Consider the following 25,404-nt stretch of genomic DNA (forward strand, 5'->3'; position numbering starts at 1 on the left):
TATTGCCTCAATCCCGGCCCTTCTTGTGCGGCCGGCCGAAGTCGGGCGCCGGGGTCTCCTGGCCCGCCTCGATGATCGACTTGCGGATCGAGCGGGTGCGCGAGAAGAGGTCGAACAAGGCGCCGGCGTCGCCCCAGCGGATCGCCCGCTGCATGGCCGAGAGGTCTTCGGAAAACCGCGCCAGCATCTCCAGGATCGCGTCCTTGTTGTGCAGGCAGACGTCGCGCCACATCGTCGGGTCGGATGCGGCGAGGCGCGTGAAGTCGCGAAAGCCGCCAGCGGAATATTTGATGACTTCCGACTTCGTCACCGTCTCCAGGTCGTCCGCCGTGCCAACGATGTTGTAGGAGATGAGCTGCGGCAGGTGGCTGGTGATCGCCAGCACCAGGTCGTGGCGGCCGGGCTCCATGGTGTCGACGTCCGAGCCGCAGCCGCGCCAGAAGGCGGTCAGCCTGTCGATGGCGTCGCGGCTGGTGCTCTTGTCGGGGGTCAGGATGCACCAGCGGTTCTGGAACAGGTCCGGGAAACCGGCGTCGGGGCCGGAATGCTCGGTGCCGGCGATCGGGTGGCCGGGGATGAAGTGGACCGTGTCCGGAACGTGCGGGGCGATCTGGTCGATCACCGACATCTTGACCGAACCCACATCGGTGAGGATGGCGCCGGGCTTGAGGCTGTCGGCGATGGTCTGCATCGTCGCCTCGCAGGCGCCGACAGGGATGCAGAGGACGACGAGGTCGGCGTCCGCGACAGCTTCGGCCGGATCGAGGGTGTAGACGTCGCCGAGGCCCAGTTCCCGGGCGCGCTCAAGGGTCTTTTCGGACCGGGTGGAGATGGCGATCTCGCGCACCAGGCCCTCGCGGCGTGCGACCTGGGCTAGGGACGAACCGATGAGGCCGATGCCGATCAGCGCCAGGCGGTCAAAGAGGGGCTCTGCCATCGCTTACCGCTCCGTCTGTTCGAGGAACGCGGCAATGGCGGCGACGGTGGCCCGGTTGGCCTCCTCGCTGCCGACGGTCATGCGAAGGGCATCCGCGAGGCCATAGTTGTCGACACGGCGCAGCACGATGCCCTCGGCGAGGAGGTAGGCGTCGGCATCGGCGGCGGTGCGGCCGGCTTCGTCCGGGAAATGGATGAGTATGAAGTTGCCGACGCTCGGCGTGACGGTGAGGCCGAGCTTTTCCAGCTCCGCCGTCAGCCAGGGCAGCCAGCGTGCATTGTGCTCGATGGCGGCCTCGGTGAAGGCGCGGTCGCGGATCGCGGCAACGCCGGCGGCGATCGACGGGGCGCCGAGGTTGAACGGACCCCTGATCCGGTTGACCGCATCGACGATGGCGGCCGGGCCGTAGAGCCAGCCGATGCGCAGGGCCGCAAGGCCGTAGACCTTGGAGAAGGTGCGGGTCATGACGACGTTCTCGGCACTGCCGACGAGCTCGATGCCGGCCTCGTAGTCGTTCTTCTGGACGAATTCGGCATAGGCCGCGTCAAGGAGGAGGATGACGTTGCCCGGCAGGCCGGCATGGAGACGGCGGATCTCGTCGAAGGGGAGGTAGGTGCCGGTCGGGTTGTTCGGATTGGCGAGGAACACGATCTTCGTGCGTTCGCTCACCCGTTCCAGCATGGCGTCGACGTCGGTCGTCAGGTCCCTTTCCGGCGCGACCACGGGCACGCCGCCGGCGGCGCGAGTGGCGATCGGGTAGACCAGGAAGCCGTGCTCGGTGTGGATCGCCTCGTCGCCGGGGCAGAGATAGGCCTGGGCGAGGAGGTTCAGGACCTCGTCGGAGCCGGCGCCGCAGACGATGCGGTCCGGGTTGAGGCCGTGGACATCCGCGATCGCTTCGCGCAGCGCCGTGGAGGCGCCGTCCGGGTAGAGCTCCAGGTGCTCCGCGCAGGCCTTGTAGGCCGCGACGGCGGCCGGGCTCGGGCCGAGCGGCGTCTCGTTGGAGGAGAGCTTGTAGAGCGTCTTGCCGGTGCCCTTGGACTTGCCGGGAACGTAGGGCGCGATGTCCAGGACGCCGGGGCGTGGCGCCGGACGGGAGCGGTCGGGTGCGGTGGTCATTCGGTCTGGCTTTTTTTCTGGCTCGGGTCGCCGTCGATGGAAAGGGGTGCGGCAAAGCCGCCGGCGGCCGCGAGCGGGGGAAGGCCGGCGTCCGCCGCGAAGGTCTTCGGGTCGCGGTCGGCGGCAAGCGCAAAGAGGGTGCCGGCCGGTGCGGTCGCGAGGATGTCGACACCGGACAAGGCGTCAAGCACCTCGGGCCCGGCCGCGGTCACATAGCAGCGCCATTCCGGCGGCGTCGGATCGTCGAGCGGGTTGGAGATGACGACGGCGGGAAGGTCCGCCGGCCGGTCGCTGGAGGTGAAGAAGGGAAGCCGCGCGATGATGCGCGGGCCGTCCGGCTGGGTCAGTGCCTGCCACCAGGGCGCCTCGCCGTCGACCAGCGGGACGAGGGCGAGATCGTTCTCAGACGTGGCGACGGCGCCGATCGCCGCATCGGCATCGCTCACCTCCAGCAGGGGCACGTTGAAGCCGAAATAGAAGCGGGCGACGTCGCGCAGGTCGTTGGGCCGGCGGTCGGTCGGGATGTGCAGTCGGAAGGGCGCCTGCAGGTAGGTGAAGGTGGAGATGATCTCGCGCCAGAGATATTCCACCGTGATCAGCGGCAGGGTGCCGCGGTGGCGTCCGGCGAAGCGGTGCATCATCGCGGCCTCGCGGGCGGGGCGAAAGGCGGCGCCCTTGCGGTCGCCCTGCTTGGTGACGATCAGTTCGTCGATGATCGAGGAGCGCTCGATCAGGAGATCGTGCATCTCGGCGTCGAGGGTGTCGATGCGCTCGCGCAGGCGCGCCAGGTTCGCCTGGCGGTCGGTGGCGGATGCCGTATCGCGTGTGTCGTCGCTCATGGAACCGGTTCGCGGCGATCCCTTGCCGGAATCGTTGCCGTTCTTGGGGGTGAAGGGACGGGCGGGGACGAGGCCGCCGCCAAGCGCCAAGTCATAGGCAGATGCGCGCGGAAAATCAAAAAAAACCGACGCGGGAGGCGCTCCGGTCGCGCTCAGCCTTGCGTGCGGGAGGCGCTGCGGGGCGCGGCCTGGGGCGCAAAGACCGGACGGAACACCGCCTTTGCCCGGGACGGCTTCAGCTTGATGCCCTTCATCACCTTCTTTTCCGCCTCAACGACGAGGACGCCGGCAAGGGCGGGCCAGAGCTTCTGGCCGAGCCGTTCGCTGGTGCGGGCATAGCGCAACAGCAGGCGCCTGGAGGACGGGGCGAAATGCAGCGCCTCGCTCCAGGCGACCGGCGTCAGCATGGCGTCTTCCAGGAAGGCGGTGAGCTGGCCGCTGCTGAACGGGCGGCCATAGCCGAAGGGCGTGCCCTCGGTCTGCGCCCACAGGCCGCGGCGGGCCGGCACGACGATCAGCAGGCGCCCGCCCGGCACCAGGACGCGCCAGGCCTCGCGCAGCACGGCGCCCGGATTGTCGGCCATCTCCAGGCCGTGCACGGCAATGATGCGGTCGATGGAGCCATCGGGCAGCGGCCAGGCGTCCTCGTCGACGAGGCCGGCGACGTTCGGGCCCTCCGGCGGCCAGGCGATCACCCCCTGGGGCGCGGGCATGAAGGCGAGGATGCGTTCCGATTCGGCCAGGAACGGGCGCAGATACGGCGTCGCAAAGCCGATGCCGAGGACCCGGTCGCCGGCGACTTTCGGCCAGATTTCCCGCAGCCGGGCGCTCACCACCGAGCGCACCATGCGCCCGAGCGGCTGGTCGTAAAAGCCCTTCATGTGCAGGACATCGACATACATCGCTGGATCGTCCGCTCCCTGAAACTTCCCGACATTACCCGGCAGGCCCGACCGCGCAAGAGGTGGACAGTCTGGCGGGCGCAGGTCACCATGGCGCCCTCACCAACAGCGACGAAGGGGGCGACGATGCCGGCAATCGAGGTTCACCAGTTTCCGTGCCTGTCAGATAATTACGCGGTGCTGGTTCACAATCCGGCAACGGCGGCAACGCTCCTCATCGATGCGCCCGAGGAGGGGCCCGTCCGCGCGGCGCTGGCCGAGACGGGCTGGACGCTGACCCACATCCTTGTCACCCATCACCACTGGGACCACACCCAAGGGATCGCGGCACTGAAGGCGGAAACCGGCTGCACGGTGATCGGCCCGGCCGCCGAGGAGGCCAAGATCAAGACCCTCGACGAGACAGTCGGCGACGGCGACGTCATCCATCCGGGCGGCATCGAGGTCAGGGCGATCGCAACGCCGGGCCACACCCTCGGGCAGATCTCCTACTACCTGCCGGAGGCGGGCGTTGCGTTCACCGGCGATACGCTGTTCTCGCTCGGCTGCGGGCGGGTCTTCGAAGGCGATGCGCCGATGATGTGGGGATCCATGCAGCGGCTGATGCAGCGCATTCCCGACGAGACGAAGATCTATTGCGGCCACGAGTACACCCTCGCCAACGCCAGGTTCGCCGTCACCGTCGATCCGGACAATGCGGCGCTGAAGGAGCGGCTGTCGGAGGTCGAGGACTTGCGCGGGCGCGGCGCGCCGACCCTGCCGACGACGATGGCGGCGGAAAAGGCGACCAACCCGTTCCTTCGCGCCGACGATCCGGCGATCCGCTCGCATCTGAAGATGGCCTCCGCCGAGGACGCGGCGGTCTTTGCGGAAATCCGCTCGCGCAAGGACAATGCGTAACGCTCCGTCCCCGCGTCCAAGCGAACCGGCGTGAGATCAACCGAAGCCGCAGGCTTCGCAAGCCCGAAGGGCGCCGGCCGGTCAGGCCGCCCCATCGGAGCCGTGAGCGAAGCGAACCGGCGTGAGATCAAAAGGACCAAAATGACTCCCGATCCCTATCGCGAGCTTTCTGCCGAAGACGTCGCCCGCATGCTCGATCTGGCGCCGCACCCGGAGGGCGGCTTCTTCCGCGAGACGTTCCGGGACCCTGAGGAGCGGGACGGGCGGGCGCAGTCGACGGCGATCTATTACCTGCTCGGCGCCGGCGACGTCTCGGCCTGGCACCGGGTCGACGCGGTGGAGGTCTGGCACTGGTACGCGGGGGCGACGCTGGTGCTGACGATCTCGGAAAACGGCCACGACGCGGCCGCCGCCCATCTCGGCGCGGACATCGCGAACGGCGAGCGCCCGCAGATCGTGGTGCCGCGCCATGCCTGGCAGACGGCGACCTCGCTCGGGGCCTGGACGCTGGTCGGCTGCACGGTGGCGCCCGGGTTCCTGTTCGAAGGCTTCGAGATGGCGCCGCCGGACTGGCGGCCCGAACCGCGGGCCCCGAGCGCCCGGTAAACTGCTTATATCGTTGACGTCAACGTAATCGTTGAAACTACGGTGGACAGCGTCAATCCACCGCAGGCAAGTGCGATTTCCGCCGGATTTCCGCTCTTTTTTCGCCTGCGACATTTTGACATAGGCGGGCGCGGAAAACCGCGGCATACATCCGAATATTAGAAATACCTGTTTCAACTGACGGGGTCCCGCATGGCCTCGGGACAAACGTCTTGCTGGTTTTCTTCCCGTTTATCGACAAGGATGTCGGCAGTCGCACCCGCTGAAAAGGGTGCCGCGTTGATAACGGAGAAAAAAATGGCACATGTAGTTGTCCTGGGAGGAGGCTTGGGCGGTGTTTCGGCGGCATATGAGGTTCGCCAGGCCCTGCGCAAGGAGCACAAGGTTACCGTCGTTTCCAAGAACTCCTTTTTTCAATTCACCCCGTCCAATCCCTGGGTCGCCGTCAAGTGGCGCACCAAGAAGGCGATCACCGTGGAGCTCGAGCCGGTGCTGAAGCGGCACGGCATCGATTTCATCTGCAATCCGGCCGCCAAGCTCCTGCCGGAGGAGAACCGCATCGTTCTGGAAGACGGCGCGGACGTCTCCTACGACTACCTGATCATCGCTACCGGCCCGGAACTGGCCTTCGACGAGATCGAGGGCCTCGGCCCCCATGGCGGCTACACCCAGTCGGTGTGCGACGTCGACCATGCGGTCTCCGCCTCTGAGACCTGGGACAAGTTCTGCGCCGATCCCGGCCCGATCGTCTGCGGCGCCGTGCAGGGCGCGTCCTGCTACGGCCCGGCTTACGAATTCGCGCTGATCATGGACACGGACCTGCGCAAGAGGAAGATCCGCGACAAGGTGCCGATGACCTTCGTCACGGCCGAGCCCTATGTCGGCCATCTCGGCCTCGGCGGCGTCGGCGACACCAAGGGCCTCCTGGAATCCGGCCTGCGCGAGCGGCACATCCGCTGGATCTGCAACGCCAAGGTCGCCAAGGTCGAAGACGGCACCATGCATGTGGTGGAGCACAATGACGACGGCTCGGTGAAGAAGGAGCACGAGCTGCCCTTCAAGTATTCCATGATGCTGCCGGCGTTCCGCGGCATCGGCGCCGTGCGCGACATCGAGGGCCTCGTCAATCCGCGCGGCTTCATCGTCGTCGACAAGCACCAGCGGAACCCGAAATATCCGAATGTCTTCGGCGTCGGCGTGTGCATCGCCATCGCGCCGCTGGAGGCGACGGCGGTTCCGGTCGGCGTGCCGAAGACCGGCTACATGATCGAGAGCATGGTGACGGCGACCGCCCTCAACATCGGCGAGATCATCGCCGGCCAGCAGCCGACCCACGAGGCGTCGTGGAACGCCATCTGCCTTGCCGACTTCGGCGACACCGGCATCGCCTTCGTGGCGCTTCCGCAGAACCCGCCGCGCAACGTCAACTGGTCGTCGAGCGGGCGCTGGGTGCACCTGGCCAAGATCGCCTTCGAGAAGTACTTCCTGCGCAAGGTGCGCAAGGGCTCGACCGAACCCTATTACGAAAAGGTCGTGCTGCAGCTCCTCGACATCGGCAAGCTGAAGGAAAAGGTGCTCGGGTAATTCCGGCCCGATTTTCATCGCCAAGACCACGCCGCGCCCGGTCCGCCGGGCGCGGTTTTTGTTTTCCGCCGTATGGCCGTTTGCGGCTGCCGGTTCGAGGATGCCTCTCCCCTCGCTCTGCGTCACCACCGGACTTGATCCGGTGGTCCATGATGAGGCGCGGCAAGAACCGGCCCAATGGGTTGTTCCGAAAGGCATCATGGATTGCCGTGTCAAGCACGGCAATGACGCGGAGTGGGTGGATCCCGGGGTGCGCAAGTGGGGGCTGATCCCTGTCGGGCCGGTGCGGCAATAAAGCTGGAGCGGACCAATCGGGAGCGCCAAGCCTTAAAGGCTGGTGCTGGCCAGACCCCCGACCCGCAGACTATCAGCCTATATGACATGACTACGGAGGGGAGAATCTCGTCCGTCAACATGCATGATGCATGACTATGGATGCTCTATCGCCCGGACATCCGATCGCCGTCGCAGCATGTCCTTTGCCGCAAGGACCGCGCCGCCGGTGATGGCCAGGCAGGCGATGACGACGGGCCAGGAGGCGACGCCGAAGCCGAAGGCGATGAGGATCAGGGTGGACAGAAGCGGGGCGGCGTAGGAGGCGGCGCCGAGGACCTGGATGTCGCCCTTCTTCACGCCGACGTCCCAGACATAAAAGGCCGCGCCGACCGGCATCAGGCCGAGGCCGGCAACGGCAAGCCACTCGCCCGCATCGGCCGGCCAGACGGTTTGTTCGAAAAGGAGATGGCACACAGCGCTGAGGGCGGCACCGGCAAGGCAGAAGCCGGCGACGGCGTCGGTCGGGACGCCCGCAAAGCGCCGCGAGACAACGGAATAGGTCGACCATGTCAGCGCGCAGACGGCGGCCGCCAGATAGCCGGTGGTGTATTCGGCGTTGAACGCAAAACCCCTGCCGCCGGTGACGATGAGCGCCGTGCCGAAAAGGCCGAGAAGGGATCCCGCGATGTGGAACCAGCGCAGGCGTTCGCCGGGCAGCAACGCGGAAAAGACGACGATCAGCAGCGGCCAGAGATAGGCGATGAGGCCGGCCTCGACCGGTGGGGCGTTCCTCAGCGCCGTATAGTAGAAAAAGTGGTAGCCGAAGAGGCCGCCGACGCCGAGGAGCCAGACCGGCCAGGGCTGGATGAGCGCACCGGCGGCGCCGGGCCTCCAGGTCCAGGAGACGACGCCGATCAGTCCGCCGAGGCCCATGGTCAGCGCCAGGAGCTGGAACGGCGGGACCTTGCCGCTTGCCGCGGTGAAGAGCGCGAGCAGCGCCCACATCAGGACGGCGGTAAAGCCGATCAGGGTGGCGAGGCGGACGGTCATGGCAGGGTTTACCCGGCGAACCGGTCGGTCGCCGCGATCAGCGCGGAGCGGATGCCCGGCTCGGAAAAGGCGTGGCCGGCATCGTCGATGACGGTGAACTCGGCCTCCGGCCAGGCCTTGTGCAGGTCGTAGGCCGTGCGCATGGGCGTCGCCGCGTCGTAGCGGCCCTGGACGATGACGCCGGGTATGGCTTTGAGGCGTCCCGCGTCGCGGATGAGCTGGCCTTCGTCCAGGAAGCCGGCATTGACGAAGTAGTGGTTCTCGATGCGGGCAAAGGCGAGGGCGAAATTTTCCTCGCCGAAGTCGGCGGCGAAATCCGCGTTGGGCAGGAGCGTGATGGTGCGGCCCTCCCAGATCGACCAGGCTCTTGCCGCCTCAAGCTGTGCGGTACGGTCGGACCCGGTAAGGCGCCGGTGATAGGCGGCAAGGAGGTCGCTCCGCTCGTCGTCGGGGATCGGGGCGAGGAAGTCGTCCCAGTAGTCCGGGAAGAGCCAGGAGGCGCCCTCCTGATAGTACCAGGCGAGCTCGGAGCTGCGCAGGGTGAAGACGCCGCGCAGGATCAGCTCGCTGACCCGGTCCGGGTGCCTTTCGGCATAGGCGAGCGCGAGGCACGAGCCCCAGGAGCCGCCGAAGACCAGCCATTTGTCGATGCCGTGCATCTCGCGCAGCGCCTCGATGTCGGCGACGAGGTGCCAGGTGGTGTTGGCCTCCAGCGAGGCGTGGGGTTTCGAGCGGCCGCAGCCGCGCTGGTCGAACAGGATGACGTTGTAGCGCTCCGGGTCGAAATAGCGCCGCTGCTGGGCATTGCAGCCGCCGCCGGGGCCGCCATGCAGGAACACCGCCGGCTTTCCGTCCGGGTTGCCGCAGGCCTCCCAGTAGACCTCGTGGCCGTCGCCGGTCTGAAGCATGCCGGAGGCGTAGGGCTCGATGGGGGGATAGAGCGGCCGGTGTCGCATGGCGGGATCCGTCGGTTCTGGAAATCCGGCTCTTCATAACATGGCCAGAGGATGTCGCCAGCCGCCAAACGATGCCGCCAAAAAGAAACGGGAGCGGCCGGGGCCGCTCCCGCTCGATGTTACAAAGCTTTGTCGCCGGCGGTCAGACCATGTACTGGCCGCCATTGGCCGAGAGCGTCGAGCCGGTGATGAAGCCGGCGTCTTCCGAGGCGAGGAAGACGACGCAGCGGGCGATCTCCTCCGGCTCGCCGAGGCGGCCGATAGGGATCATGCCGATGATGGACTCCAGCACCTTTTCCGGCACGGCGCGGACCATCTCGGTCCCGATATAGCCCGGGCAGATGGCGTTGACGGTGATGCCCTTGCGGGCGCCTTCCTGGGCCAGCGCCTTGGTGAAGCCGATCTCGCCGGCCTTGGCGGCGGAATAGTTGGACTGGCCCATCTGGCCCTTCTGGCCGTTGACGGAGGAGATGCTGATGACGCGGCCGAAGCTGCGCTCGCGCATGCCCTCCCAGACATGGCGGGTCATGTTGAAGAGCGCGTTCAGATTGGTGTCGATGACGGCGGACCACTGCTCGGGCGTCATCTTGTGGAACATGCCGTCGCGGGTGATGCCGGCATTGTTGACCAGCACGTCGACCGGGCCGATATCGGCCTCGACCTTGGCGATGCCTTCCGCGCAGGCATTGAAGTCGGAGACGTTCCACTTGTAGACCGGGATGCCGGTCTCTTCGTGGAATTTGGAGGCGGCCTCGTCATTGCCCGCATAGGTCGCGGCGACGGAATAGCCGGCATCCTTCAAGGCTTTGGAAATGGCGGCGCCGATGCCTCTGGTGCCGCCGGTAACAATCGCAACTTTACCCATATCTGTTTCCTCACTGTTCGTTTTTGTGTTTGTGCTTTTGCTTGTGACTTCTCCGGCCCGTCGAAATAGAAAGCCCGCGGCGGGCCGACCGCCGCGGGCGTGATTGCTCCTTCTCCTAGCGCTCGACGCAGAGCGCGACGCCCATGCCGCCGCCGATGCACAGGGTGGCAAGGCCCTTCTTGGCGTCGCGGCGCTTCATCTCGTGCAGCAGCGTCACCAGCACCCGGGCGCCGGAAGCGCCGATCGGGTGGCCGATGGCGATGGCGCCGCCATTGACGTTGACGATGTCGGTGTTCCAGCCCATGTCCTTGTTGACCGCGCAGGCCTGGGCGGCGAAGGCCTCGTTGGCCTCCACGAGGTCGAGGTCGTCGACCGACCAGCCGGCCTTTTCCAGCGCCTTGCGCGAGGCCGGGATCGGGCCGGTGCCCATGATCGCCGGATCGACGCCGGCGGTCGCCCAGGACTTGATGCGGGCGAGCGGCTCAAGGCCGCGCTTCTCGGCTTCTGCGGCCGACATCAGGACGATGGCGGCGGCGCCGTCATTGATGCCCGATGCGTTGCCGGCGGTCACCGTGCCGTCCTTGGTAAAGGCCGGGCGCAGCTTGGCGACGCCGTCGATGGTGGCGCCGAGGCGGATATATTCGTCGTCCTCCACGACCCGCTCCTTGCGCCGTTCGACGACGGTCACGGGCACGATCTCGTCCTTGAACCGGCCCGCCTTCTGCGCCTCTTCGGCCTTGTTCTGGGAGGCGACGGCGAAGGCGTCCTGCTCATCGCGGGTGAGCTGCCACTGGGTGGCGACGTTCTCGGCCGTGTTGCCCATGTGATAGCCGTTGAAGGCGTCCCACAGGCCGTCCTTGATCATGGAATCGATCATCTTGTAGTCGCCCATCTTGTGGCCGGCCCGAAGGTTGGCGCAGTGGGGCGACAGCGTCATGTTTTCCTGGCCGCCGGCGACGATGACGTCGGCATCGCCGCACAGGATCTGCTGCATGCCGAGGGCGACGGTCCTGAGCCCCGAGCCGCAGACCTGGTTGACGACCCAGGCCGTTGCCTCCTTTGGCAGGCCGGCGGCGATTGCGGCCTGGCGCGCCGGGTTCTGGCCCTGTGCCGCGGTCAGCACCTGGCCGAAGATCACCTCGTCGACGTCTTCCGGGGCAACGGAGGCGCGCTCCAGGGCGGCCTTGATGGCGACCGCGCCGAGTTCGTGCGCAGGGGTGTTGGAAAACGAGCCGTTGAAGCTTCCAACGGGTGTGCGCGCGGCGCTGACGATTACAACTTCACTGGTCTGACCCATCCGTTCCTCCCGGGTGTCTGGTCTTGAGCATGCATGCATTTGAGGGCTTGTCTTTGCGGGTTAAAACCCGTGCGCCCGATGCCGGATACACGGAATAGACCTATCGGTTCCGGTTGAGTCAACCGTACTATTCGGTGATGCGGATGTTCCCGTCGACGTAGAGGATGCTGCACCACGGCAAGGATTCCGGGGCCGCGAGGAGCCTTTCGGGGCGGCCGAAACCGCCCGGTTTCCGTCGCGGGCCAAATCTATTCCTTGCGAGGCGCCGTTTTCGGCGCATAGGATGCCGCAAGTGGTTGTGCAGTGCGGCCGCTCGCAAAAACAACAAGGCGAATCCAAGGGGCAGGGAACGGATGGCGAAAACAGAAAAACCGACCGTCATCAAGAAATACGCGAACCGGCGGCTCTACAACACCGGGACGAGCACCTATGTGACGCTCGAAGACCTCGCCGAGATGGTCAAGAACGAGGACGACTTCGTCGTCTTCGATGCCAAATCCGGCGACGAGATCACCCGTTCGGTGCTGACCCAGATCATCTTCGAGCAGGAGAACAAGGGCCAGAACCTCCTGCCGATCGCCTTCCTCAGGCAGCTCATCCGGTTTTACGGCGATTCCATGCAGACGCTGGTGCCGAGCTATCTGGAATTCTCCATGTCGTCCTTCGCCAAGGAGCAGGAAAAGCTGCGCCAGCAGATGACCGCCTCGATCGGCCAGACCGCCTTCGAGGCGCTGGAGGACCAGGTGCGGCGCAACACCGACATGTTCGAAAAGGCGATGCGCATGTTCCTGCCCTTCGGTGCCGGCGGTGTCGGTACAGGCACTGGCGGCACAGGCACTGGCGGACCGGGCACCGGCGGACCGGGCGCGGGCACAACGGGTGCCGGCAGTACCGGCACGGGCGCCGGCGGCGACGCCAGGCCGGAGGAACCCTCCGACATTTCCGACCTCAAGAAGCAGCTTTCCCAGATGCAGAAGCAGCTCGACGCGCTTTCCGGCAAGGACGAGGACTGAACCCGGCGCGTTTGGCGACGGTCATTGCGGGAGCCGGACGGGCACCCGGCGGGAGCGGCCATTGACAAGGCCCCGGCCGGCGCGCAGTCTCTGTCCATTCACCCGGGGGGTCCCGACAAGGGGCTGAGATGCTGATGGCGCCGCCCGGCGCAGCGCAGTGACCCGACGAACCTGATCCAGTTCATACTGGCGTAGGGATGGTGCACCGGCTGCGCGGCTTCGGCCGAATCGTCCTGAGGCGACGTCCTCGCGGTCCTTCTCCATTCAACGCGGAACTGGGTCTCCAACGCTTCGAGCTCTGGAGGCTCCGACCGATGACCGACCATACCCCCACCGTCACCACGGGCCCGCTGCCCGCCTCGCGCCGCGTCTGGCATAGGGGCGCCGTGCACCCCGACATTCGCGTTCCGATGCGCGAGATCGACCTGCATCCCACCGCTGGCGAGCCGCCCGTCACCGTCTATGACAGCTCCGGTCCCTATACGGACCCTGAGGCCGAGATCGCCATCGACAAGGGCCTGCCGCGCCTGCGCGCCGGCTGGATCGCCGCGCGCGGCGACACCGAGGCCTATGACGGCCGCCACGTGACGCCCGCGGACAACGGCTTTGCCGACGGTGCGCGTCTGACGCCGGAATTCCCCGTCCGCCATCGGCCTCTTCGGGCGACAGGGGGACGGGCGGCGACGCAGATGGCCTATGCAAGGGCCGGCATCGTCACGCCGGAAATGGAGTTCGTCGCGATCCGCGAGAACCTCGGCAGGCAGGCGGCGAAAGAGGCGCCGGCGCGCGACGGCGAGGCGTTCGGCGCCGAGATCCCCGACCTCATCACGCCGGAATTCGTGCGCGACGAGGTGGCGAGGGGCCGGGCGATCATTCCCGCCAACATCAACCACCCGGAGGCCGAGCCGATGGCCATCGGGCGCAACTTCCTCGTCAAGATCAACGCCAATATCGGCAATTCCGCCGTCACGTCCTCGATGGCCGAGGAGGTGGAGAAGATGGTCTGGGCGACGCGCTGGGGCGCCGATACGGTCATGGACCTCTCCACGGGGCGCAACATCCACAACATCCGCGACTGGATCCTGCGCAACAGCCCGGTGCCGATCGGCACCGTGCCGCTCTACCAGGCCCTGGAGAAGGTCGGCGGCATCGCCGAGGATCTCTCCTGGGAGGTGTTCCGCGACACGCTGGTCGAACAGGCCGAGCAGGGGGTGGACTATTTCACCATCCATGCCGGCGTTCGGCTGCACATGATCCCGCTGACGGTGGGCCGGGTGACGGGGATCGTCAGCCGAGGCGGCTCGATCATGGCCAAGTGGTGCCTGCACCACCACCGCGAGAGCTTCCTCTACGAGCATTTCGACGAGATCTGCGACATCGCGCGGGCCTATGACGTCTCGTTCAGCCTCGGCGACGGGTTGCGGCCCGGCTCCATCGCCGATGCCAACGACGCCGCCCAGTTCGCCGAGCTGGAGACGCTCGGGGAGCTGACCCAGATCGCCTGGGCGAAGGACTGCCAGGTGATGATCGAGGGGCCTGGCCACGTGCCAATGCACAAGATCAAGGCCAATATGGACAAGCAATTGGAGGTCTGTGGCGAGGCGCCGTTCTATACGCTCGGGCCGCTGACGACCGACATCGCGCCGGGCTACGACCACATCACGTCGGGCATCGGGGCGGCGATGATCGGCTGGTTCGGCACGGCGATGCTCTGCTATGTGACGCCGAAGGAGCATCTCGGCCTGCCGGACCGCAACGACGTCAAGACCGGCGTCATCACCTACAAGATCGCCGCCCATGCCGCGGACCTCGCCAAGGGGCATCCGGCGGCCCGGGCCCGCGACGACGCGCTCTCGCGCGCCCGGTTCGAGTTCCGCTGGGAGGACCAGTTCAACCTAGCGCTCGACCCGGATACCGCCCGGTCGATGCACGACGAGACGCTGCCGAAGGAGGCGCACAAGGTGGCGCATTTCTGCTCCATGTGCGGACCGAAATTCTGCTCCATGCGCATCTCCCACGACATCCGCGCCGAGGCGCAGAAGGAGGGCATGGCGAAGATGGCGGAAAAATTCCGCGAGGGCGGAACCCTTTACGTTCCGATGGAGGACGCACGATGACCGAGACGCCGGGAACCCTTCTGGCCGCGCTCAGGGCCGAGCCGCCGCTGGTGCAGTGCCTCACCAACTATGTCGCCATGAACATCGCCGCCAATGTGGTGCTGGCGGCAGGGGCCAGCCCCGCCATGGTCGCCGACGTGGAAGAGGCGGAGGAATTCGCCGGCATTGCCGGCGCGGTGACGGTCAATATCGGCACGCTGTCGCCGCCCTTCATTGCCGGGGCGAAGGCGGCCATCGCCGGGGCGAGCGCTGCCGGTCACCCTTGGGTGTTCGATCCGGTGGCCTGCCAGGCGACGTCCTATCGGCGCCGGGTCGCGGCCGACCTCGTCGCGCTGAAACCGACCATCATCCGCGGCAATGCCTCGGAGATCCTGTCGCTCGCCGGCGAGGCGAGCAGCGGCCAGGGCGTCGACGGGCGCGATCCCGTTGCCGTCGCCGAGGATGGTGCGCGCAGGCTCGCCGAGGAGTCCGGCAGCGTCGTCGCCGTGACGGGCGAAACGGATTTCGTCACCGACGGGGCGCGTGCGGTGCGGATCGAGGGCGGCTCGCCCCTGATGCCGATGAACACCGCGCTCGGCTGTTCGCTGACGTGCCTGTGCGGCGCCTATGCGGCGGTTTCCAGCGATCCATTCGATGCCGCCGTCGGTGCGCTGGCGCATTTCGCCGCGGCGGGCGCCCGGGCGCATGAGAAGGCGGAGGGCGCGGGCACCTTCGCGCCGCATTTCCTCGATGCGCTGCAGGCCGTCACGCCCGAGGCCCTCGATGCCGAGGCCGTCATCCACAACGTCGCCGAGGTGACCTCATGACGGCGTTCGACCTGTCGCTCTATCTCGTGCTCGACCCGCAGCTCTGCGCCAGCATCGGCATGGTGGAAACCGCCCGCCGGGCCGTTGCCGGCGGGGCGACCATGGTGCAATTGCGCGACAAGGAGGGCGGCACGGCCCAGATGATCGAGACCGGGCGGGCGCTGAAGGCGACCCTCGCCGGCACCGGGGCGCTCCTCATCGTCAATGACGACGTGGCGGCGGCCGCCGAGATCGGCGCCGACGGCATCCATGTCGGCCAGGGCGACATGTCCGTTGCCGAGGCGCGTGCCCTTGTCGGCCCGCAGGCGATCCTCGGCCTGTCGGTGGAGACGCCGGAGCTTGCCGCCGCCGTCGACCCGGCGCTGGTCGACTATGTCGGCGCGGGGCCGGTCTTTGCGACGCCGACCAAGTCGGACCATGAACGCCCGGTAGGCTTTGAGGGTCTTGCCGCGCAGGTCGCCGCGAGCCCGGTCCCGGCCGTCGCCATCGGCGGGCTGAAGGCGGCGCATGTGGCCGAGGTCTTTGCGGCGGGGGCGAAGGGGCTCGCCGTGGTTTCGGCGATCTGCGGCCGGCCCGACCCGGAAGCGGCGGCGCGGGCCCTTGCCGAAGAGATCGCCGCCAGCCGGAGCCGGGGCTGATCGCTGCGGGCAGCAGGTCTATCGCTGCGCCGCGGCGGCGTTGCCGATCGAGGCCTTGAGGCTCTCGTCCTCCGGCCAGGGCGCTTCGGAGGCTGCAAGGCCGTAGAGTTCGCCCTGGAAATAGTCGACGCCGAGGGCGCGCAGCCTTGCGGCGGTCTCCGCGTCGCGGACCCATTCGGCGACGGTTTCCAGGTGGAACGTCTTGGCGATCTCCACCAGCGCGGTGACGAAGACCTCGTGGCGCTCGTCGGTGAGCAGCGTGGTGATGAAGGAGCCGTCGATCTTGACGAGGTCGGCGGAGAGTTCCTTCAGGATGTGGAACGACGAATAGCCGGTGCCGAAATCGTCGATGGCGGTCTTGACGCCGAGATCGCGCAGGTCTGCGATGAAGCGGGCGGCCTCGCCGACATTCCTGACGACGGCGGTCTCGGTCAGTTCCACGGCCAGCCGCTTGCCGAATTGCGGCCGGCGGGCAAGGGTGGCGACCAGCTTCTGCATCCAGCTCCGGTCGCCGATGCATTCCGCCGAAATGTTGATCGACAGGCGCGCCGCGGGATAGCGGGCGAGCGTTTCCACAGCCAGTTCCAGCACCCGGTGGTCGATGAGGCGCACCAGGCCGAGCCGTTCGGCGGCGGCGATCAGCGCGCCGCTCTCCTCCACCGGGCCGGCGGTGTCGAGGCGCAGCAGGCACTCGTGGTAGACGGGCGTCCCCGTCGCCGCTTCGACGATCGGCTGGTAGGCGAGGCGGAAACGGCGCTCGTTGAGGCCCGTGACGATGGCGTCCGCCATTTCGACGTTGCGGCGGCGCGCGGCGGCGCGGCTTTCGCTCGGCTGGTAGATGGCAAAGCCGTTGGACTGGCGCCGGTGGACGTGGTCGAGGGCCTCATGTGCCATGCCCAGCGCCTTGGTGGCCGAGGCGGCGTGGCGCGGCGAGGAGACGCCACCGATGGAAATGGTGACGCTCACGGGCCCGAGTTCCGTGGTGATCACTTCGGAGGCGATGGCATCGAGGAGGCGCTCGGCGGCGACCTCCATTTCCGCTTCCGAGCAGGCGTTGAGGACGATGCCGAACTTGTTGCCGGAGAGCCGGCCGAGGGAATCGCCGCTGCGCAACTGGCGCTGCAGGCGGGTCGCGACGGTGGCGATGACCCGGTCGGCGACCTCGTAGCCATAGGTGTCGTTGACGATGGCGAGGTTGTCGATGCCGGCGATCAGGAAGGCGCAGGAGGCGAACTGGTCGCGCGCGGTGGCGATCGCCTCATTGAGGCGCTTCATCAGATGGGCGCGGTTCAGTTGCCCGGTAAGGGCGTCGTGCTGGGACAGGAAGCTGAGCTCGACCTCGGCGGCGTGGCGCTCGGTGACCTTCCTGACGATGCCGCGGGCGCGGGCCGGCAGGCCTTCACCGTCGCCGAACCAGACACCGGTATCCTCGATCCAGATCGCCGCGCCGGTCGTCGTCGCCGTTCCCTTCAGGCAGTAGCGGGCGCAATAGGGCTGGCCGCCGCCATGGTCCCGCTTGCCGCTGCCGGCGACGGCGTCGAAGCGGGTGAGCGGGCTGTCGGGGTCGATGAGGGCGGCAAAGCGCCGGCCCTCCTGGAGCGCGGCCGGATTTTTGACCGGCAGCACCTCGGCGGCGTTGCCGCTCCAGCGGACGCGGTCGTCGCCGAGCGTCCATTCGTAGACGGCCTCGCCGACGGCGGTCAGGATTTCTTCGGCATTCAGTTCGGCGGGGTCCGAGGGATCGTTCGGTGCGGCGCCGGCATCCGGTGTCTTCTTATCGGTCATTCCGACCCACCCCTTGCGGGCTCAAAGCCTGATCTGTCGCCGGGTGACGTCATGCCCGCCGGCAGATGGCGCATATCCCCAGATTTCGTGGCGGCAGATAGTACCGCCCGAGGAACGCCGCGCGGCCCGGAACGCGGCGTATGTCGCGTATTTTCTCCCGACCACACCATTTTTTGGTTAACAAAACGTGATCGTCTGGCATGGCGCTTGCGCGGTTTTCGGCGTTACAGTCGAAACCGTCCCGTTCAGGGACAAAGCGTAAGGCTTTGGCAACCAATGATCTCGGGTATCGCAAAAAGCGGTTCGGTACGAAACGACGTCGGCAACGCCCGGCGCCGCGTCGAGGCCTCGCAGTCCATCCGCAGCGACGAGCGCCGCGAGCAGCCGGCCGAAAAGCGTACCGGAACGGCGCTGGTGCCGGCACGGCCGGACCACAGCCGCCGCCGCAAGGAGACTGGCCCCACCGCCTGGCTGTACCGGCCCTATGCCCCGGCCCTTGCCCAGCTCATCGCAACCAAGCAGGACTTGCCACAGACCCGCGCCCGCCGGCGCGCCGAGCCAAGCGATGCCGCCGCCGCCTATGGCGATGCGCGCAAGGCCCGCACGATCCCCGAGGCCGGCCGGCTGATGGCGGTGGTTTCCTGACCTTCCGGTGCGCCTCTGTCGGCGCGATCAGAGCGTTTTTCTGAAAAACTCAGCGACGGTCTTTGCCATCCCGGTCCGTATCGCAGCGCGGTCGATGCCGGGTGGGTCCGTGCAGAGCCCTTCGGCGTCGGCCTTCAGGGCGTCGGGGCAGTCGTCGGTGAAGACGAAATGGCCGCCGGGGATTGTCTCGCGGTGTGCCGCATCGATGCCGGCGGCAAGGACCTCGGTATTCGCAATGCCGAGGGAGCTGTCCTGCGGGCGGATCAGCAGCGTGGCCGCGGCGACGCCGGAAAGCCCCTTTTCATCAAAGAGCACGCCGAACGGATCGAGGAGCGCCAGCGCTTTGACCGGCAGGTGTGGCGGCGGCGGGCGCTTTCCGCTCGTTCCGGTCTTCGGTCTGTTGCCCGCCTTGCCGCCCCGGCTGCCGGGGCCGGCATCGCAGGAGCGGATGTCCTCAGGGTGTTTCTCACAATAGGCGGCGAGCGCCGCGGGGTTCGGAACCCCGCCGGCAAGGGCAATGGTGACCGCGCCGCCGAGGGAAAAGCCGGCCATGCCGAGACGCTCCGCGTCCGCGTGACCTGCGAAGCGCGGATCGGCGGTGACGCCCGCGAGCGCGGCAGCGACCTGCGCCGGCCGGGCCAGCAGCGGCGTATCGCGGTGCATGGGGGCGATGACGAGAAAGCCGTTTCGGGCAAGCGCGGCGGAAAGCTCCTTCAGGATCATCGGGCTGCCGCCGGTCGGCCCGCCGCCATGGGACAGCAGCACGACCGGAAAGCGGCCATCGGCGACACCTGCGTCCCGTGTCGCGGGGACGGTGAACGGTCCGGCCTTGAAGGGCACCTCGGCGTCTTTCGTCGGATACCAGACGAGGGTGTCGAGCTGTCGCGAACCGGTAAGGGAGAGGCGGGTGACGCCGGCATTGTAGGCCGATGATTGCGTCGCATGTCCGGAACTCGCCGTCGAAGCGACAAGGCCGACGGCCAGCGCGGCCACGGCCGCCAGGCCGCCCACGCGGTGAAGAATACGCATGCCGAAAAACGCTCCATCGGTGCGCCGGTGCGGCGCGCTCCCCGTGAGCCTTTCAGATGTGGTCCGGCGCTGTCGTGTGCAAGCCGCGTCCCCAAGCTATTCGCGATTCCCCATCGTAGGACATGCCGGCCGCACGTCGTGCCCGATCAGAACCCCAGCGCGCAGCCGTCCTTGCGGGGGTCCGAGCCGCCGATGAGGACGTTGCCGTCCATGCGGATGGCCTGGCCTCCGCCATGGGGGCTTTCGGCCATCGTCACCTCGTGGCCGCGCGCGGCGAGGCCCTCCAGCGTTGCCTCGGGGATCGTGGTTTCCGCCGAGAGCGGGCCGTTGGCGTCGTCCCAGAAGAGGCGCGGGAAGTCGAGGGCGGCCTGCACGTCCATGCCGTAGTCGATCATGTTGGTGAGGAAATGGGCGTGGCCGCAGGGCTGGTAGGCGCCGCCCATGACCCCAAAACTCATGAAGGGGGCGCCGTCCTTCAGCACGAAACCGGGGATGATGGTGTGCATCGGACGCTTGCCGGCATCGATGGTGTTGGGGTGGCCCTTTTCGACGACGAAGCAGGCGCCGCGGTTCTGCAGGGCAATGCCGGACTTTTCCGTGACGATGCCCGAGCCGAAGCCGTGATAGACGGAGTTGATCAGCGAGATCGCGCGGCGGTCCCTGTCGACGACGGTGAGATAGACCGTGTCGGCGTCGGGGACGAGGTCGCTGGCGGCCGGCCGTTCGCCGCGCCGTCCCGGGTCGATGGTGTCGGCGAGGCGCTCCGAATAGCGCGGCGCCAGCAGCGCCTCGACCGTCTCGGTCATGGCGGCCGGGTCGGCGATATAGGCGTCGCGGCAGGCATAGGCGATGCGCGCCGCCTCCATCTCCAGGTGGAAGCGCTCCGGCCCCAGCGGGTCGAGGTCATCCAGGTCGAAGTGCTGAAGGATGTTGAGGAGGATGAGGGCCGTCAGCCCCTGGCCGTTCGGCGGCAGTTCGGCGACCGTGTAGCCCCGGTAATCCGACGTGATCGGCACCTCCGCCGTCGGCTCTATGGCGGCGAGGTCGTCGAGGCGCATCCAGCCGCCGCGGGCGGCAAGGGTGGCGACGATCTCTTCGGCGACCGGGCCCTCGTAGAAGCCTTTCGGGCCCTCTTCGGCAATGCGCCGGAGGGTTTCGGCAAGGGCCGGCAGGCGGTGCACCGAGCCGACCGTCGGGGCGGCGCCGTCGACGAGGAAATGTTTTGCAGCACCCTTGTCGCGGGCAAGGCGCGAGGCCTCTCCGGCCCAGTCGGCACCGACGCGCGGGGTGACGGGGAAGCCGTCTTCGGCATAGGCGATGGCCGGCGCCAGCGCGTCCGCCAGGCTCCAGGTGCCGTGCTCCGTCAGCAGTTTCTGCCAGGCGGCGACGGCGCCCGGAACCGTCACGGCATGGACGGAATCCGGACCGATCTCCGTGACGCCCTCTTCCAGCAGCCGGTCGAGGCTTGCCGCCATGGGCGCGCGGCCGGAGCCGTTGAGGCCGGTGAGCTTGCCGTCCTTGTCGGAGAGGATGGCGAAGCAGTCGCCGCCGATGCCGGTCATGTGCGGCTCGACGACGCCGAGGACGGCGACGGCGGCGATCGTCGCATCGACGGCGTTGCCGCCGCGCCTGAGAACGTCGAGCGCCGTTGCGGTCGCCAGCGGGTGGGAGGTCGCGGCCATGGCCCCCGTTGCATAGGCGGGCGAGCGGCCGGGTTGATGGAAGTCGCGAAGCGTCGCGCCGGTCATGTGGTTTCCTCCCGCCGGCGCGTTTTTCTGAGGAGCGCCGGTCCGTTTGCGCAGGTCTTTTTCTTACATGCCGCCGTTGGGTCCGCCCCAGCCGAAATCGCGGCGCGCGGCGGTGATGGTGATGCTGAAGCCGGCGACGACGTCGACCAGCGCGATCACCGTCAGGATGAAGAACACCGAATGGGCGGCGGATGCGACCAACAGGAATTCGATGAGATAGAGGATGAAGACGAGCGTGGAGAGCCCGTGGTCGATAATGGAGCCGGAGGTCGTGCGCGTCGCCTTCAGGATCTCGAAGAACAGGAAGACGATGGCAACCGCGACCACCAGGTCGCCGATGACCATGGTCCAGCGCGCATCGGAGATCATCTCCACGGTGAACACCGGCGCCACCCAGGGGTCGCCCGGGAAGGCGCCGAGGAGGCCGAAGGCGATGATGTTGTAGACGATGAGGGGGATGATCGTGAGGGGAATGTTGACCAGCATCGGAAAAACCCTTCAAGGGCGACGGTCCGCGTCGCCTGCCGCATTGAAATCCGTATCCTGACGGGAGTGTTCCCGGTCCCCACTCTTAGTAACCCGCCGGCGGGGCGGCGTCCATGCGCGACGTGGTCCCGATGCCGGGCAAAAGAAAACCCCCGGCCGCGGACGGCCGGGGGTTTTTGGGGCGTTTTGTCGGATGCAAGAAGCCGGAAGCCTTAGATGTCTTCCTTCGGCTCCAGGATCTGACGGCCGCGATACATGCCGGTCTTCAGGTCGATGTGGTGCGGCCGGCGCAGCTCGCCGGACTCCTTGTCTTCCACATAGGTCGGCTGGCGCAGCGCGTCGTCGGAGCGGCGGAAGCCGCGCTTCATCCGCGTCACTTTTCTCTTCGGGACAGCCATGTCAGGTCTCCAAAATCTCAACACACAAAAACACGCCGGGATACCTCCCGGCGCGGTGCGCAAGGCATTTCTTGATCGGGCGCCTTATACAGGCATGTGGTGCGCTTGACCAGTCCTGCCAACGCGGTTTTTTTGGCGGGGCGCGCCGGCCCGCCTATTTCTTTCCAAGGACGCATTCCAGGTAGGCGCCGGACTTGGCGGCGCGGCCGGCGATGCGGCGGGCGAGGCGGGCATGGCCCTGGCCGGGGCTCGCCGGATTGCGGGCGATCGGGTTCGGCAGGGCGGCGGCCATCAACGAGGCCTGGTTGCGGGTGAGCTTTGCCGCCGGCCGCTTGAAATAGCGCTGGGCAGCGGCCTCGGCGCCGAAAACGCCAGGTCCCCATTCCACCGTGTTGAGATAGAGCTCGACGATGCGGTCCTTGGGCAGGACCACGTCCATGTAGAGCGCCAGCGGCGCCTCCACGACCTTTCGCAGGTAGCTGCGCGAGGACCACAGGAAGAGGTTCTTGGAAAGCTGCATGTTGAGGGTGGAGGCACCGCGCGGTTTGCCGTCCTCGGCGTCTTCCAGGGCGTTCTGGACCTCTTCCCAGTCGATGCCGTCGTGCTCGCAGAAGCGGGCGTCCTCCGACATCACCACGGCACGCACCAGGTTCGGCGAGATGTCGTCGAGCGCCACCCATTGGCGGGCGACGCTGCCGCCGGTCACCCAGTCGCGCAGCATCAGGGTGGAGGCCGGCGGATTGACGAAGCGGTAGAGCGGGATCAGCAGGAACGGCAGCAGGACGAGGACCGCGACGACGAGGACAATGCGTTTCAGGAGGCGGCGTGTGGGCTTCAGTCGCATGCGGGTCGGCCTTCCCTTGGGCGCTGGTCCTGTGCCATATGCCGGGTCGCGGGCGGCGCCCGCGGGGGCTTATGGCTGTCTTTCCTACCAAACCGGACGGGGCGGAGGCGAGCGGTTTCGCACCCTTGCCGCCGACCATCGACGAGGTCGCCATGGAATTTGTCGCACGACTGACCGCGGTCGCGGACCGCATGGAAGAAACGCTCGAAGGGCTGCTTGGCTCCACGCCGCTTGCCGGCGAGATCGTGCGGCCGGAGCGGCTTCTGGCGGCGATGCGTCATGCCAGTCTCGACGGCGGCAAGCGGCTGCGGCCGTTCCTGGTGGTGGAGACGGCGAGGCTGTTCGATGTCGAGGGCCCCGGCGTGCTGCGGTCTGCTGCGGCGCTGGAATGCGTCCACTGCTACAGCCTCGTCCATGACGATTTGCCGGCGATGGACGACGATGATCTCCGGCGCGGCCGGCCGACCGTCCACAAGGCGTTCGACGAGGCGACCGCGATCCTTGCCGGCGACGCGCTCCTCACCTACGCCTTCGATATCCTCGCCGACCCGGCGACCCATGACGACGCGGCGGTGCGCGCCGACCTCGTCCTCTGCCTTGCCCGGGCGTCGGGCCTCGGCGGCATGGCCGGCGGCCAGATGCTCGACCTGGCGGCCGAGGGGCGGGCGCTGTCGGAACAGGAAATCCTGCAGATGCAGGCGATGAAGACCGGATATCTGATCCGCGCCGGCGTTGCCCTCGGCGCCATCCTCGGCGGGGCGGATGCGGAGACGAAGGAGCGGCTCGACCGCTACGCCAAGGCGATCGGCAACGCCTTCCAGCTCGCCGACGATCTTCTGGACGTGGAATCGGAAGCGGCCGACATGGGCAAGGCGACCGGCAAGGACGCGGAGCGGGGCAAGGCGACGCTGGTCTCGCTGCTCGGCGTGGATGCCGCCCACAGACGGCTGGGCGAGTTGATCGAAACGGCCGATGCGTGCCTGGCACCGTTCGGCGACAAGGCCGCGGTGCTTGCCGCCGCCGCGCGGTTCATTGCGGAGCGGAAGAACTGAGGGGCGTCAGCCGGCCGCGTTTGCCCGGTCGACCGCTTCCATGATCAGCCGTTCGGCCGAGGCAGCGTCTTCCCAGCCGACGATCTTCACCCATTTGTTGGGCTCCAGATCCTTGTAGTGCTCGAAGAAGTGCTCGATCTGGTGCAGCGTGATTTCCGGCAGGTCGGTGGCCGACTTGATGCGGTCGTAGCGCTTGGTGAGGGCGTGGGCGGGAACGGCGATGACCTTCTCGTCATGGCCGGATTCGTCCTCCATCATCAGGACGCCGATCGGCCGGCAGTTCATGATGGCGCCCGGCGCGATCGGGCGCTGGTTCGGCACCAGCACGTCGATCGGATCGCCGTCGTCGGACAGGGTGTGGGGCACGAAGCCGTAATTCCCGGGATAGCGCATCGGGGTGTAGAGGAAGCGGTCGACGACGAGGGCTCCGGAGGCCTTGTCGAGTTCGTATTTGACCGGTTCGCCGCCGACGGGAACCTCGACGATGACATTGATGTCGTGGGGCGGGTTGTTGCCGATCGAGATCGCGTCGATGCGCATGGGGTCTGGCCTTTCCTTGGTCGTCCGGCGGCCGCCGCCGGGCGGGGATCGTCCCGGCCGGAGCAAGCGCACGATTGTCGCTGTCCTGGCGCCGAAACGAGGTTTTGTGCTTCGTTGCAGGGGGTCATAAACGCTAGAGTGAATGGGTGCAAGCGCTTGTTGTGCAGTGCAACAAAAGGCTTAGGGTGCAGATGACACCGGGATTGCCAGGAGGAGAAGGCCAGTGACGGGAAACATTGCGAACCGGGTGCTTCGCTTGCTTGCTCTGCCAATCACGTTGCTCGCAGGCGCCGTGGGGGCCGAGGCTGCCGAGATCGACAGCGCCTATACGAAGCTCGACCTCAACGCCTGCCCGATCATCGAGCAGAACCTTGAGGAGGGCTCCTGGACGCTGGTGCGCTGTAAGGGCTATCGCGGCCGGCCGGTGTTCGTCGGCGAGGGTGATCTCCGGTTCTTCGTCTGGTTCGACGACAAGGAGAGCGAGGAGCCGCTGCGCTCGCAGACGCTCGGTCCGTTCAACACCATCGGCGAGACGCTGGAATGGCGGGTGCGACGGGTCGGCGGGGACTGGCAGCCCTTCGCAACGATCCTGCGCTACCGCACCTCGCTGGACGAGGACCAGGATCAGGGCGAGGTGCTGGTGGTCAGCCAGATCCAGCCCGGCGCCACCTGCCACATCGCCTATGTGGATGTGCGCTCGAATCCGGATGCGAATGCCTTGGCGCGGGATGCGGCGGACCGGCTCGCGGGGTCTTTCGACTGTGCCGATACGCCGGAACGGATCGGCGTGCCAGGACCGAGTCTCGGGGAGTAGGGTGTCTTACCGCCGGCGTCGGAGTACAGGGCCTCTGGATTGCCGCGTCGGCCTGTCGGCCTCCTCGCAATTGTGCGAGTTCAGATATTCGGTGATGGGATCGCGGAAAGGAGCGACCCATGCGCGACAACAGCTATGACCGGACGATCGAACGGAAC

At 67.3% G+C, this 25,404-nt stretch carries 25 protein-coding genes and 1 riboswitch; of the genes, 10 read left to right on the forward strand and 15 right to left on the reverse strand.

Going from position 1 to position 25,404, the window contains the following annotated elements; translation table 11 throughout:
- Positions 1-7: 7 nt before the first annotated feature.
- The 4 genes from M2319_RS21120 to M2319_RS21135 all read right to left on the reverse strand — a co-directional run bounded on the left by M2319_RS21120 (position 8) and on the right by M2319_RS21135 (position 3,797).
- Entirely contained in the window at positions 8-937 is a 930-nt protein-coding gene (locus M2319_RS21120) for a prephenate/arogenate dehydrogenase family protein (RefSeq protein ID WP_264603452.1), read from the reverse strand.
- A 3-nt stretch (positions 938-940) separates the two neighbouring features.
- On the reverse strand, positions 941-2,056 hold the full coding sequence (gene hisC / locus M2319_RS21125; RefSeq protein ID WP_264603453.1) for a histidinol-phosphate transaminase: 1,116 nt from the start codon (positions 2,054-2,056) through the stop codon (positions 941-943).
- On the reverse strand, positions 2,053-2,895 hold the full coding sequence (locus M2319_RS21130; protein WP_264603454.1) for a chorismate mutase: 843 nt from the start codon (positions 2,893-2,895) through the stop codon (positions 2,053-2,055). The genes hisC and M2319_RS21130 overlap by 4 nt, the downstream gene beginning before the upstream one ends.
- Before the next feature lie 152 nt (positions 2,896-3,047).
- Positions 3,048-3,797: a class I SAM-dependent methyltransferase gene (locus M2319_RS21135; protein WP_264603455.1), complete on the reverse strand. Its 750-nt coding sequence runs from the start codon at positions 3,795-3,797 to the stop codon at positions 3,048-3,050.
- 126 nt (positions 3,798-3,923) lie between these two features.
- On the opposite strand from M2319_RS21135, the gene gloB reads away from it, so the two are divergent.
- From gloB to M2319_RS21150, 3 genes are all read left to right on the forward strand, one after another.
- Positions 3,924-4,697 (forward strand): hydroxyacylglutathione hydrolase, encoded by a 774-nt coding sequence (gloB, locus tag M2319_RS21140; protein WP_264603456.1) that lies wholly within the window; start codon positions 3,924-3,926, stop codon positions 4,695-4,697.
- A gap of 141 nt (positions 4,698-4,838) precedes the next feature.
- The gene (locus M2319_RS21145; protein WP_264603457.1) at positions 4,839-5,303 is read left to right on the forward strand and encodes a cupin domain-containing protein; all 465 of its coding nucleotides are present in this window, start codon (positions 4,839-4,841) and stop codon (positions 5,301-5,303) included.
- A 297-nt stretch (positions 5,304-5,600) separates the two neighbouring features.
- The gene (locus M2319_RS21150; RefSeq protein ID WP_264603458.1) at positions 5,601-6,887 is read left to right on the forward strand and encodes an NAD(P)/FAD-dependent oxidoreductase; all 1,287 of its coding nucleotides are present in this window, start codon (positions 5,601-5,603) and stop codon (positions 6,885-6,887) included.
- Positions 6,888-7,316: 429 nt separating this feature from the next.
- Here the strand turns inward: M2319_RS21150 and yddG are convergent, their stop codons facing one another.
- The 4 genes from yddG to M2319_RS21170 all read right to left on the reverse strand — a co-directional run bounded on the left by yddG (position 7,317) and on the right by M2319_RS21170 (position 11,331).
- A complete protein-coding gene (gene yddG / locus M2319_RS21155) occupies positions 7,317-8,213 on the reverse strand; it encodes an aromatic amino acid exporter YddG (protein ID WP_264603459.1) in 897 nt (298 codons plus the stop codon).
- Between the two features lie 8 nt (positions 8,214-8,221).
- Entirely contained in the window at positions 8,222-9,169 is a 948-nt protein-coding gene (pip, locus tag M2319_RS21160; protein WP_264603460.1) for a prolyl aminopeptidase, read from the reverse strand.
- A 142-nt stretch (positions 9,170-9,311) separates the two neighbouring features.
- Positions 9,312-10,034 carry a beta-ketoacyl-ACP reductase gene (phbB, locus tag M2319_RS21165; protein ID WP_264603461.1) on the reverse strand — a complete coding sequence of 241 codons (723 nt, stop codon included), beginning with the start codon at positions 10,032-10,034 and terminating at the stop codon, positions 9,312-9,314.
- Positions 10,035-10,149: 115 nt separating this feature from the next.
- On the reverse strand, positions 10,150-11,331 hold the full coding sequence (locus M2319_RS21170) for an acetyl-CoA C-acetyltransferase (protein WP_264603462.1): 1,182 nt from the start codon (positions 11,329-11,331) through the stop codon (positions 10,150-10,152).
- Positions 11,332-11,684: 353 nt separating this feature from the next.
- Here M2319_RS21170 and phaR point away from each other — a divergent pair, with 353 nt between their 5' ends.
- From phaR to thiE, 4 genes are all read left to right on the forward strand, one after another.
- Positions 11,685-12,344, forward strand: a complete 660-nt coding sequence (gene phaR / locus M2319_RS21175) for a polyhydroxyalkanoate synthesis repressor PhaR (RefSeq protein WP_264603463.1) — start codon at positions 11,685-11,687, stop codon at positions 12,342-12,344.
- Between the two features lie 93 nt (positions 12,345-12,437).
- A riboswitch (TPP riboswitch) is annotated at positions 12,438-12,560 on the forward strand.
- Between the two features lie 98 nt (positions 12,561-12,658).
- On the forward strand, positions 12,659-14,461 hold the full coding sequence (gene thiC / locus M2319_RS21180) for a phosphomethylpyrimidine synthase ThiC (RefSeq protein ID WP_264603464.1): 1,803 nt from the start codon (positions 12,659-12,661) through the stop codon (positions 14,459-14,461).
- The gene (thiM, locus tag M2319_RS21185; RefSeq protein WP_264603465.1) at positions 14,458-15,267 is read left to right on the forward strand and encodes a hydroxyethylthiazole kinase; all 810 of its coding nucleotides are present in this window, start codon (positions 14,458-14,460) and stop codon (positions 15,265-15,267) included. Before thiC ends, thiM begins: the two co-directional genes overlap by 4 nt.
- Positions 15,264-15,905, forward strand: a complete 642-nt coding sequence (thiE, locus tag M2319_RS21190) for a thiamine phosphate synthase (protein ID WP_264603466.1) — start codon at positions 15,264-15,266, stop codon at positions 15,903-15,905. The genes thiM and thiE overlap by 4 nt, the downstream gene beginning before the upstream one ends.
- A gap of 18 nt (positions 15,906-15,923) precedes the next feature.
- Here thiE and M2319_RS21195 read toward each other — a convergent pair whose 3' ends face one another.
- Complete coding sequence (locus M2319_RS21195; protein WP_264603467.1) at positions 15,924-17,690, reverse strand: putative bifunctional diguanylate cyclase/phosphodiesterase; 1,767 nt, start codon at positions 17,688-17,690, stop codon at positions 15,924-15,926.
- Between the two features lie 276 nt (positions 17,691-17,966).
- Here M2319_RS21195 and M2319_RS21200 point away from each other — a divergent pair, with 276 nt between their 5' ends.
- Complete coding sequence (locus M2319_RS21200; RefSeq protein ID WP_264603468.1) at positions 17,967-18,335, forward strand: hypothetical protein; 369 nt, start codon at positions 17,967-17,969, stop codon at positions 18,333-18,335.
- A gap of 27 nt (positions 18,336-18,362) precedes the next feature.
- On the opposite strand, the gene M2319_RS21205 is transcribed toward M2319_RS21200, so the two are convergent.
- The 5 genes from M2319_RS21205 to mtgA form a co-directional block, all read right to left on the reverse strand.
- A complete protein-coding gene (locus tag M2319_RS21205) occupies positions 18,363-19,364 on the reverse strand; it encodes an alpha/beta hydrolase family protein (RefSeq protein WP_264603469.1) in 1,002 nt (333 codons plus the stop codon).
- 146 nt (positions 19,365-19,510) lie between these two features.
- Positions 19,511-21,112: a gamma-glutamyltransferase gene (ggt, locus tag M2319_RS21210; protein WP_264603470.1), complete on the reverse strand. Its 1,602-nt coding sequence runs from the start codon at positions 21,110-21,112 to the stop codon at positions 19,511-19,513.
- 63 nt (positions 21,113-21,175) lie between these two features.
- Positions 21,176-21,598, reverse strand: coding sequence for a hypothetical protein (locus tag M2319_RS21215; protein ID WP_264603471.1), 423 nt, complete (start codon positions 21,596-21,598; stop codon positions 21,176-21,178).
- A gap of 212 nt (positions 21,599-21,810) precedes the next feature.
- Positions 21,811-21,996, reverse strand: a complete 186-nt coding sequence (gene rpmF / locus M2319_RS21220) for a 50S ribosomal protein L32 (RefSeq protein ID WP_264603472.1) — start codon at positions 21,994-21,996, stop codon at positions 21,811-21,813.
- A gap of 154 nt (positions 21,997-22,150) precedes the next feature.
- Positions 22,151-22,840: a monofunctional biosynthetic peptidoglycan transglycosylase gene (gene mtgA, locus M2319_RS21225; RefSeq protein ID WP_264603473.1), complete on the reverse strand. Its 690-nt coding sequence runs from the start codon at positions 22,838-22,840 to the stop codon at positions 22,151-22,153.
- Between the two features lie 137 nt (positions 22,841-22,977).
- On the opposite strand from mtgA, the gene M2319_RS21230 reads away from it, so the two are divergent.
- Positions 22,978-23,892, forward strand: a complete 915-nt coding sequence (locus tag M2319_RS21230) for a polyprenyl synthetase family protein (RefSeq protein WP_406682251.1) — start codon at positions 22,978-22,980, stop codon at positions 23,890-23,892.
- Between the two features lie 6 nt (positions 23,893-23,898).
- Here M2319_RS21230 and ppa read toward each other — a convergent pair whose 3' ends face one another.
- Positions 23,899-24,432, reverse strand: coding sequence for an inorganic diphosphatase (ppa, locus tag M2319_RS21235; RefSeq protein WP_264603474.1), 534 nt, complete (start codon positions 24,430-24,432; stop codon positions 23,899-23,901).
- Positions 24,433-24,655: 223 nt separating this feature from the next.
- On the opposite strand from ppa, the gene M2319_RS21240 reads away from it, so the two are divergent.
- On the forward strand, positions 24,656-25,246 hold the full coding sequence (locus M2319_RS21240; protein ID WP_264603475.1) for a hypothetical protein: 591 nt from the start codon (positions 24,656-24,658) through the stop codon (positions 25,244-25,246).
- Positions 25,247-25,404 lie beyond the last annotated feature (158 nt).

Origin of the sequence: Rhodobium gokarnense (assembly GCF_025961475.1) — a bacterium.
In the GTDB taxonomy this organism is placed as follows: domain Bacteria; phylum Pseudomonadota; class Alphaproteobacteria; order Rhizobiales; family Rhodobiaceae; genus Rhodobium; species Rhodobium gokarnense.

Coding starts and splice junctions, on each gene's coding strand:
- M2319_RS21120 (WP_264603452.1), bottom strand. CDS start 937: ATGGCAGAGCCCCTCTTTGACCGCCTGGCGCTGATCGGCATCGGCCTC.
- hisC (WP_264603453.1), bottom strand. CDS start 2,056: ATGACCACCGCACCCGACCGCTCCCGTCCGGCGCCACGCCCCGGCGTC.
- M2319_RS21130 (WP_264603454.1), bottom strand. CDS start 2,895: ATGAGCGACGACACACGCGATACGGCATCCGCCACCGACCGCCAGGCG.
- M2319_RS21135 (WP_264603455.1), bottom strand. CDS start 3,797: ATGTATGTCGATGTCCTGCACATGAAGGGCTTTTACGACCAGCCGCTC.
- gloB (WP_264603456.1), top strand. CDS start 3,924: ATGCCGGCAATCGAGGTTCACCAGTTTCCGTGCCTGTCAGATAATTAC.
- M2319_RS21145 (WP_264603457.1), top strand. CDS start 4,839: ATGACTCCCGATCCCTATCGCGAGCTTTCTGCCGAAGACGTCGCCCGC.
- M2319_RS21150 (WP_264603458.1), top strand. CDS start 5,601: ATGGCACATGTAGTTGTCCTGGGAGGAGGCTTGGGCGGTGTTTCGGCG.
- yddG (WP_264603459.1), bottom strand. CDS start 8,213: ATGACCGTCCGCCTCGCCACCCTGATCGGCTTTACCGCCGTCCTGATG.
- pip (WP_264603460.1), bottom strand. CDS start 9,169: ATGCGACACCGGCCGCTCTATCCCCCCATCGAGCCCTACGCCTCCGGC.
- phbB (WP_264603461.1), bottom strand. CDS start 10,034: ATGGGTAAAGTTGCGATTGTTACCGGCGGCACCAGAGGCATCGGCGCC.
- M2319_RS21170 (WP_264603462.1), bottom strand. CDS start 11,331: ATGGGTCAGACCAGTGAAGTTGTAATCGTCAGCGCCGCGCGCACACCC.
- phaR (WP_264603463.1), top strand. CDS start 11,685: ATGGCGAAAACAGAAAAACCGACCGTCATCAAGAAATACGCGAACCGG.
- thiC (WP_264603464.1), top strand. CDS start 12,659: ATGACCGACCATACCCCCACCGTCACCACGGGCCCGCTGCCCGCCTCG.
- thiM (WP_264603465.1), top strand. CDS start 14,458: ATGACCGAGACGCCGGGAACCCTTCTGGCCGCGCTCAGGGCCGAGCCG.
- thiE (WP_264603466.1), top strand. CDS start 15,264: ATGACGGCGTTCGACCTGTCGCTCTATCTCGTGCTCGACCCGCAGCTC.
- M2319_RS21195 (WP_264603467.1), bottom strand. CDS start 17,690: ATGACCGATAAGAAGACACCGGATGCCGGCGCCGCACCGAACGATCCC.
- M2319_RS21200 (WP_264603468.1), top strand. CDS start 17,967: ATGATCTCGGGTATCGCAAAAAGCGGTTCGGTACGAAACGACGTCGGC.
- M2319_RS21205 (WP_264603469.1), bottom strand. CDS start 19,364: ATGCGTATTCTTCACCGCGTGGGCGGCCTGGCGGCCGTGGCCGCGCTG.
- ggt (WP_264603470.1), bottom strand. CDS start 21,112: ATGACCGGCGCGACGCTTCGCGACTTCCATCAACCCGGCCGCTCGCCC.
- M2319_RS21215 (WP_264603471.1), bottom strand. CDS start 21,598: ATGCTGGTCAACATTCCCCTCACGATCATCCCCCTCATCGTCTACAAC.
- rpmF (WP_264603472.1), bottom strand. CDS start 21,996: ATGGCTGTCCCGAAGAGAAAAGTGACGCGGATGAAGCGCGGCTTCCGC.
- mtgA (WP_264603473.1), bottom strand. CDS start 22,840: ATGCGACTGAAGCCCACACGCCGCCTCCTGAAACGCATTGTCCTCGTC.
- ppa (WP_264603474.1), bottom strand. CDS start 24,432: ATGCGCATCGACGCGATCTCGATCGGCAACAACCCGCCCCACGACATC.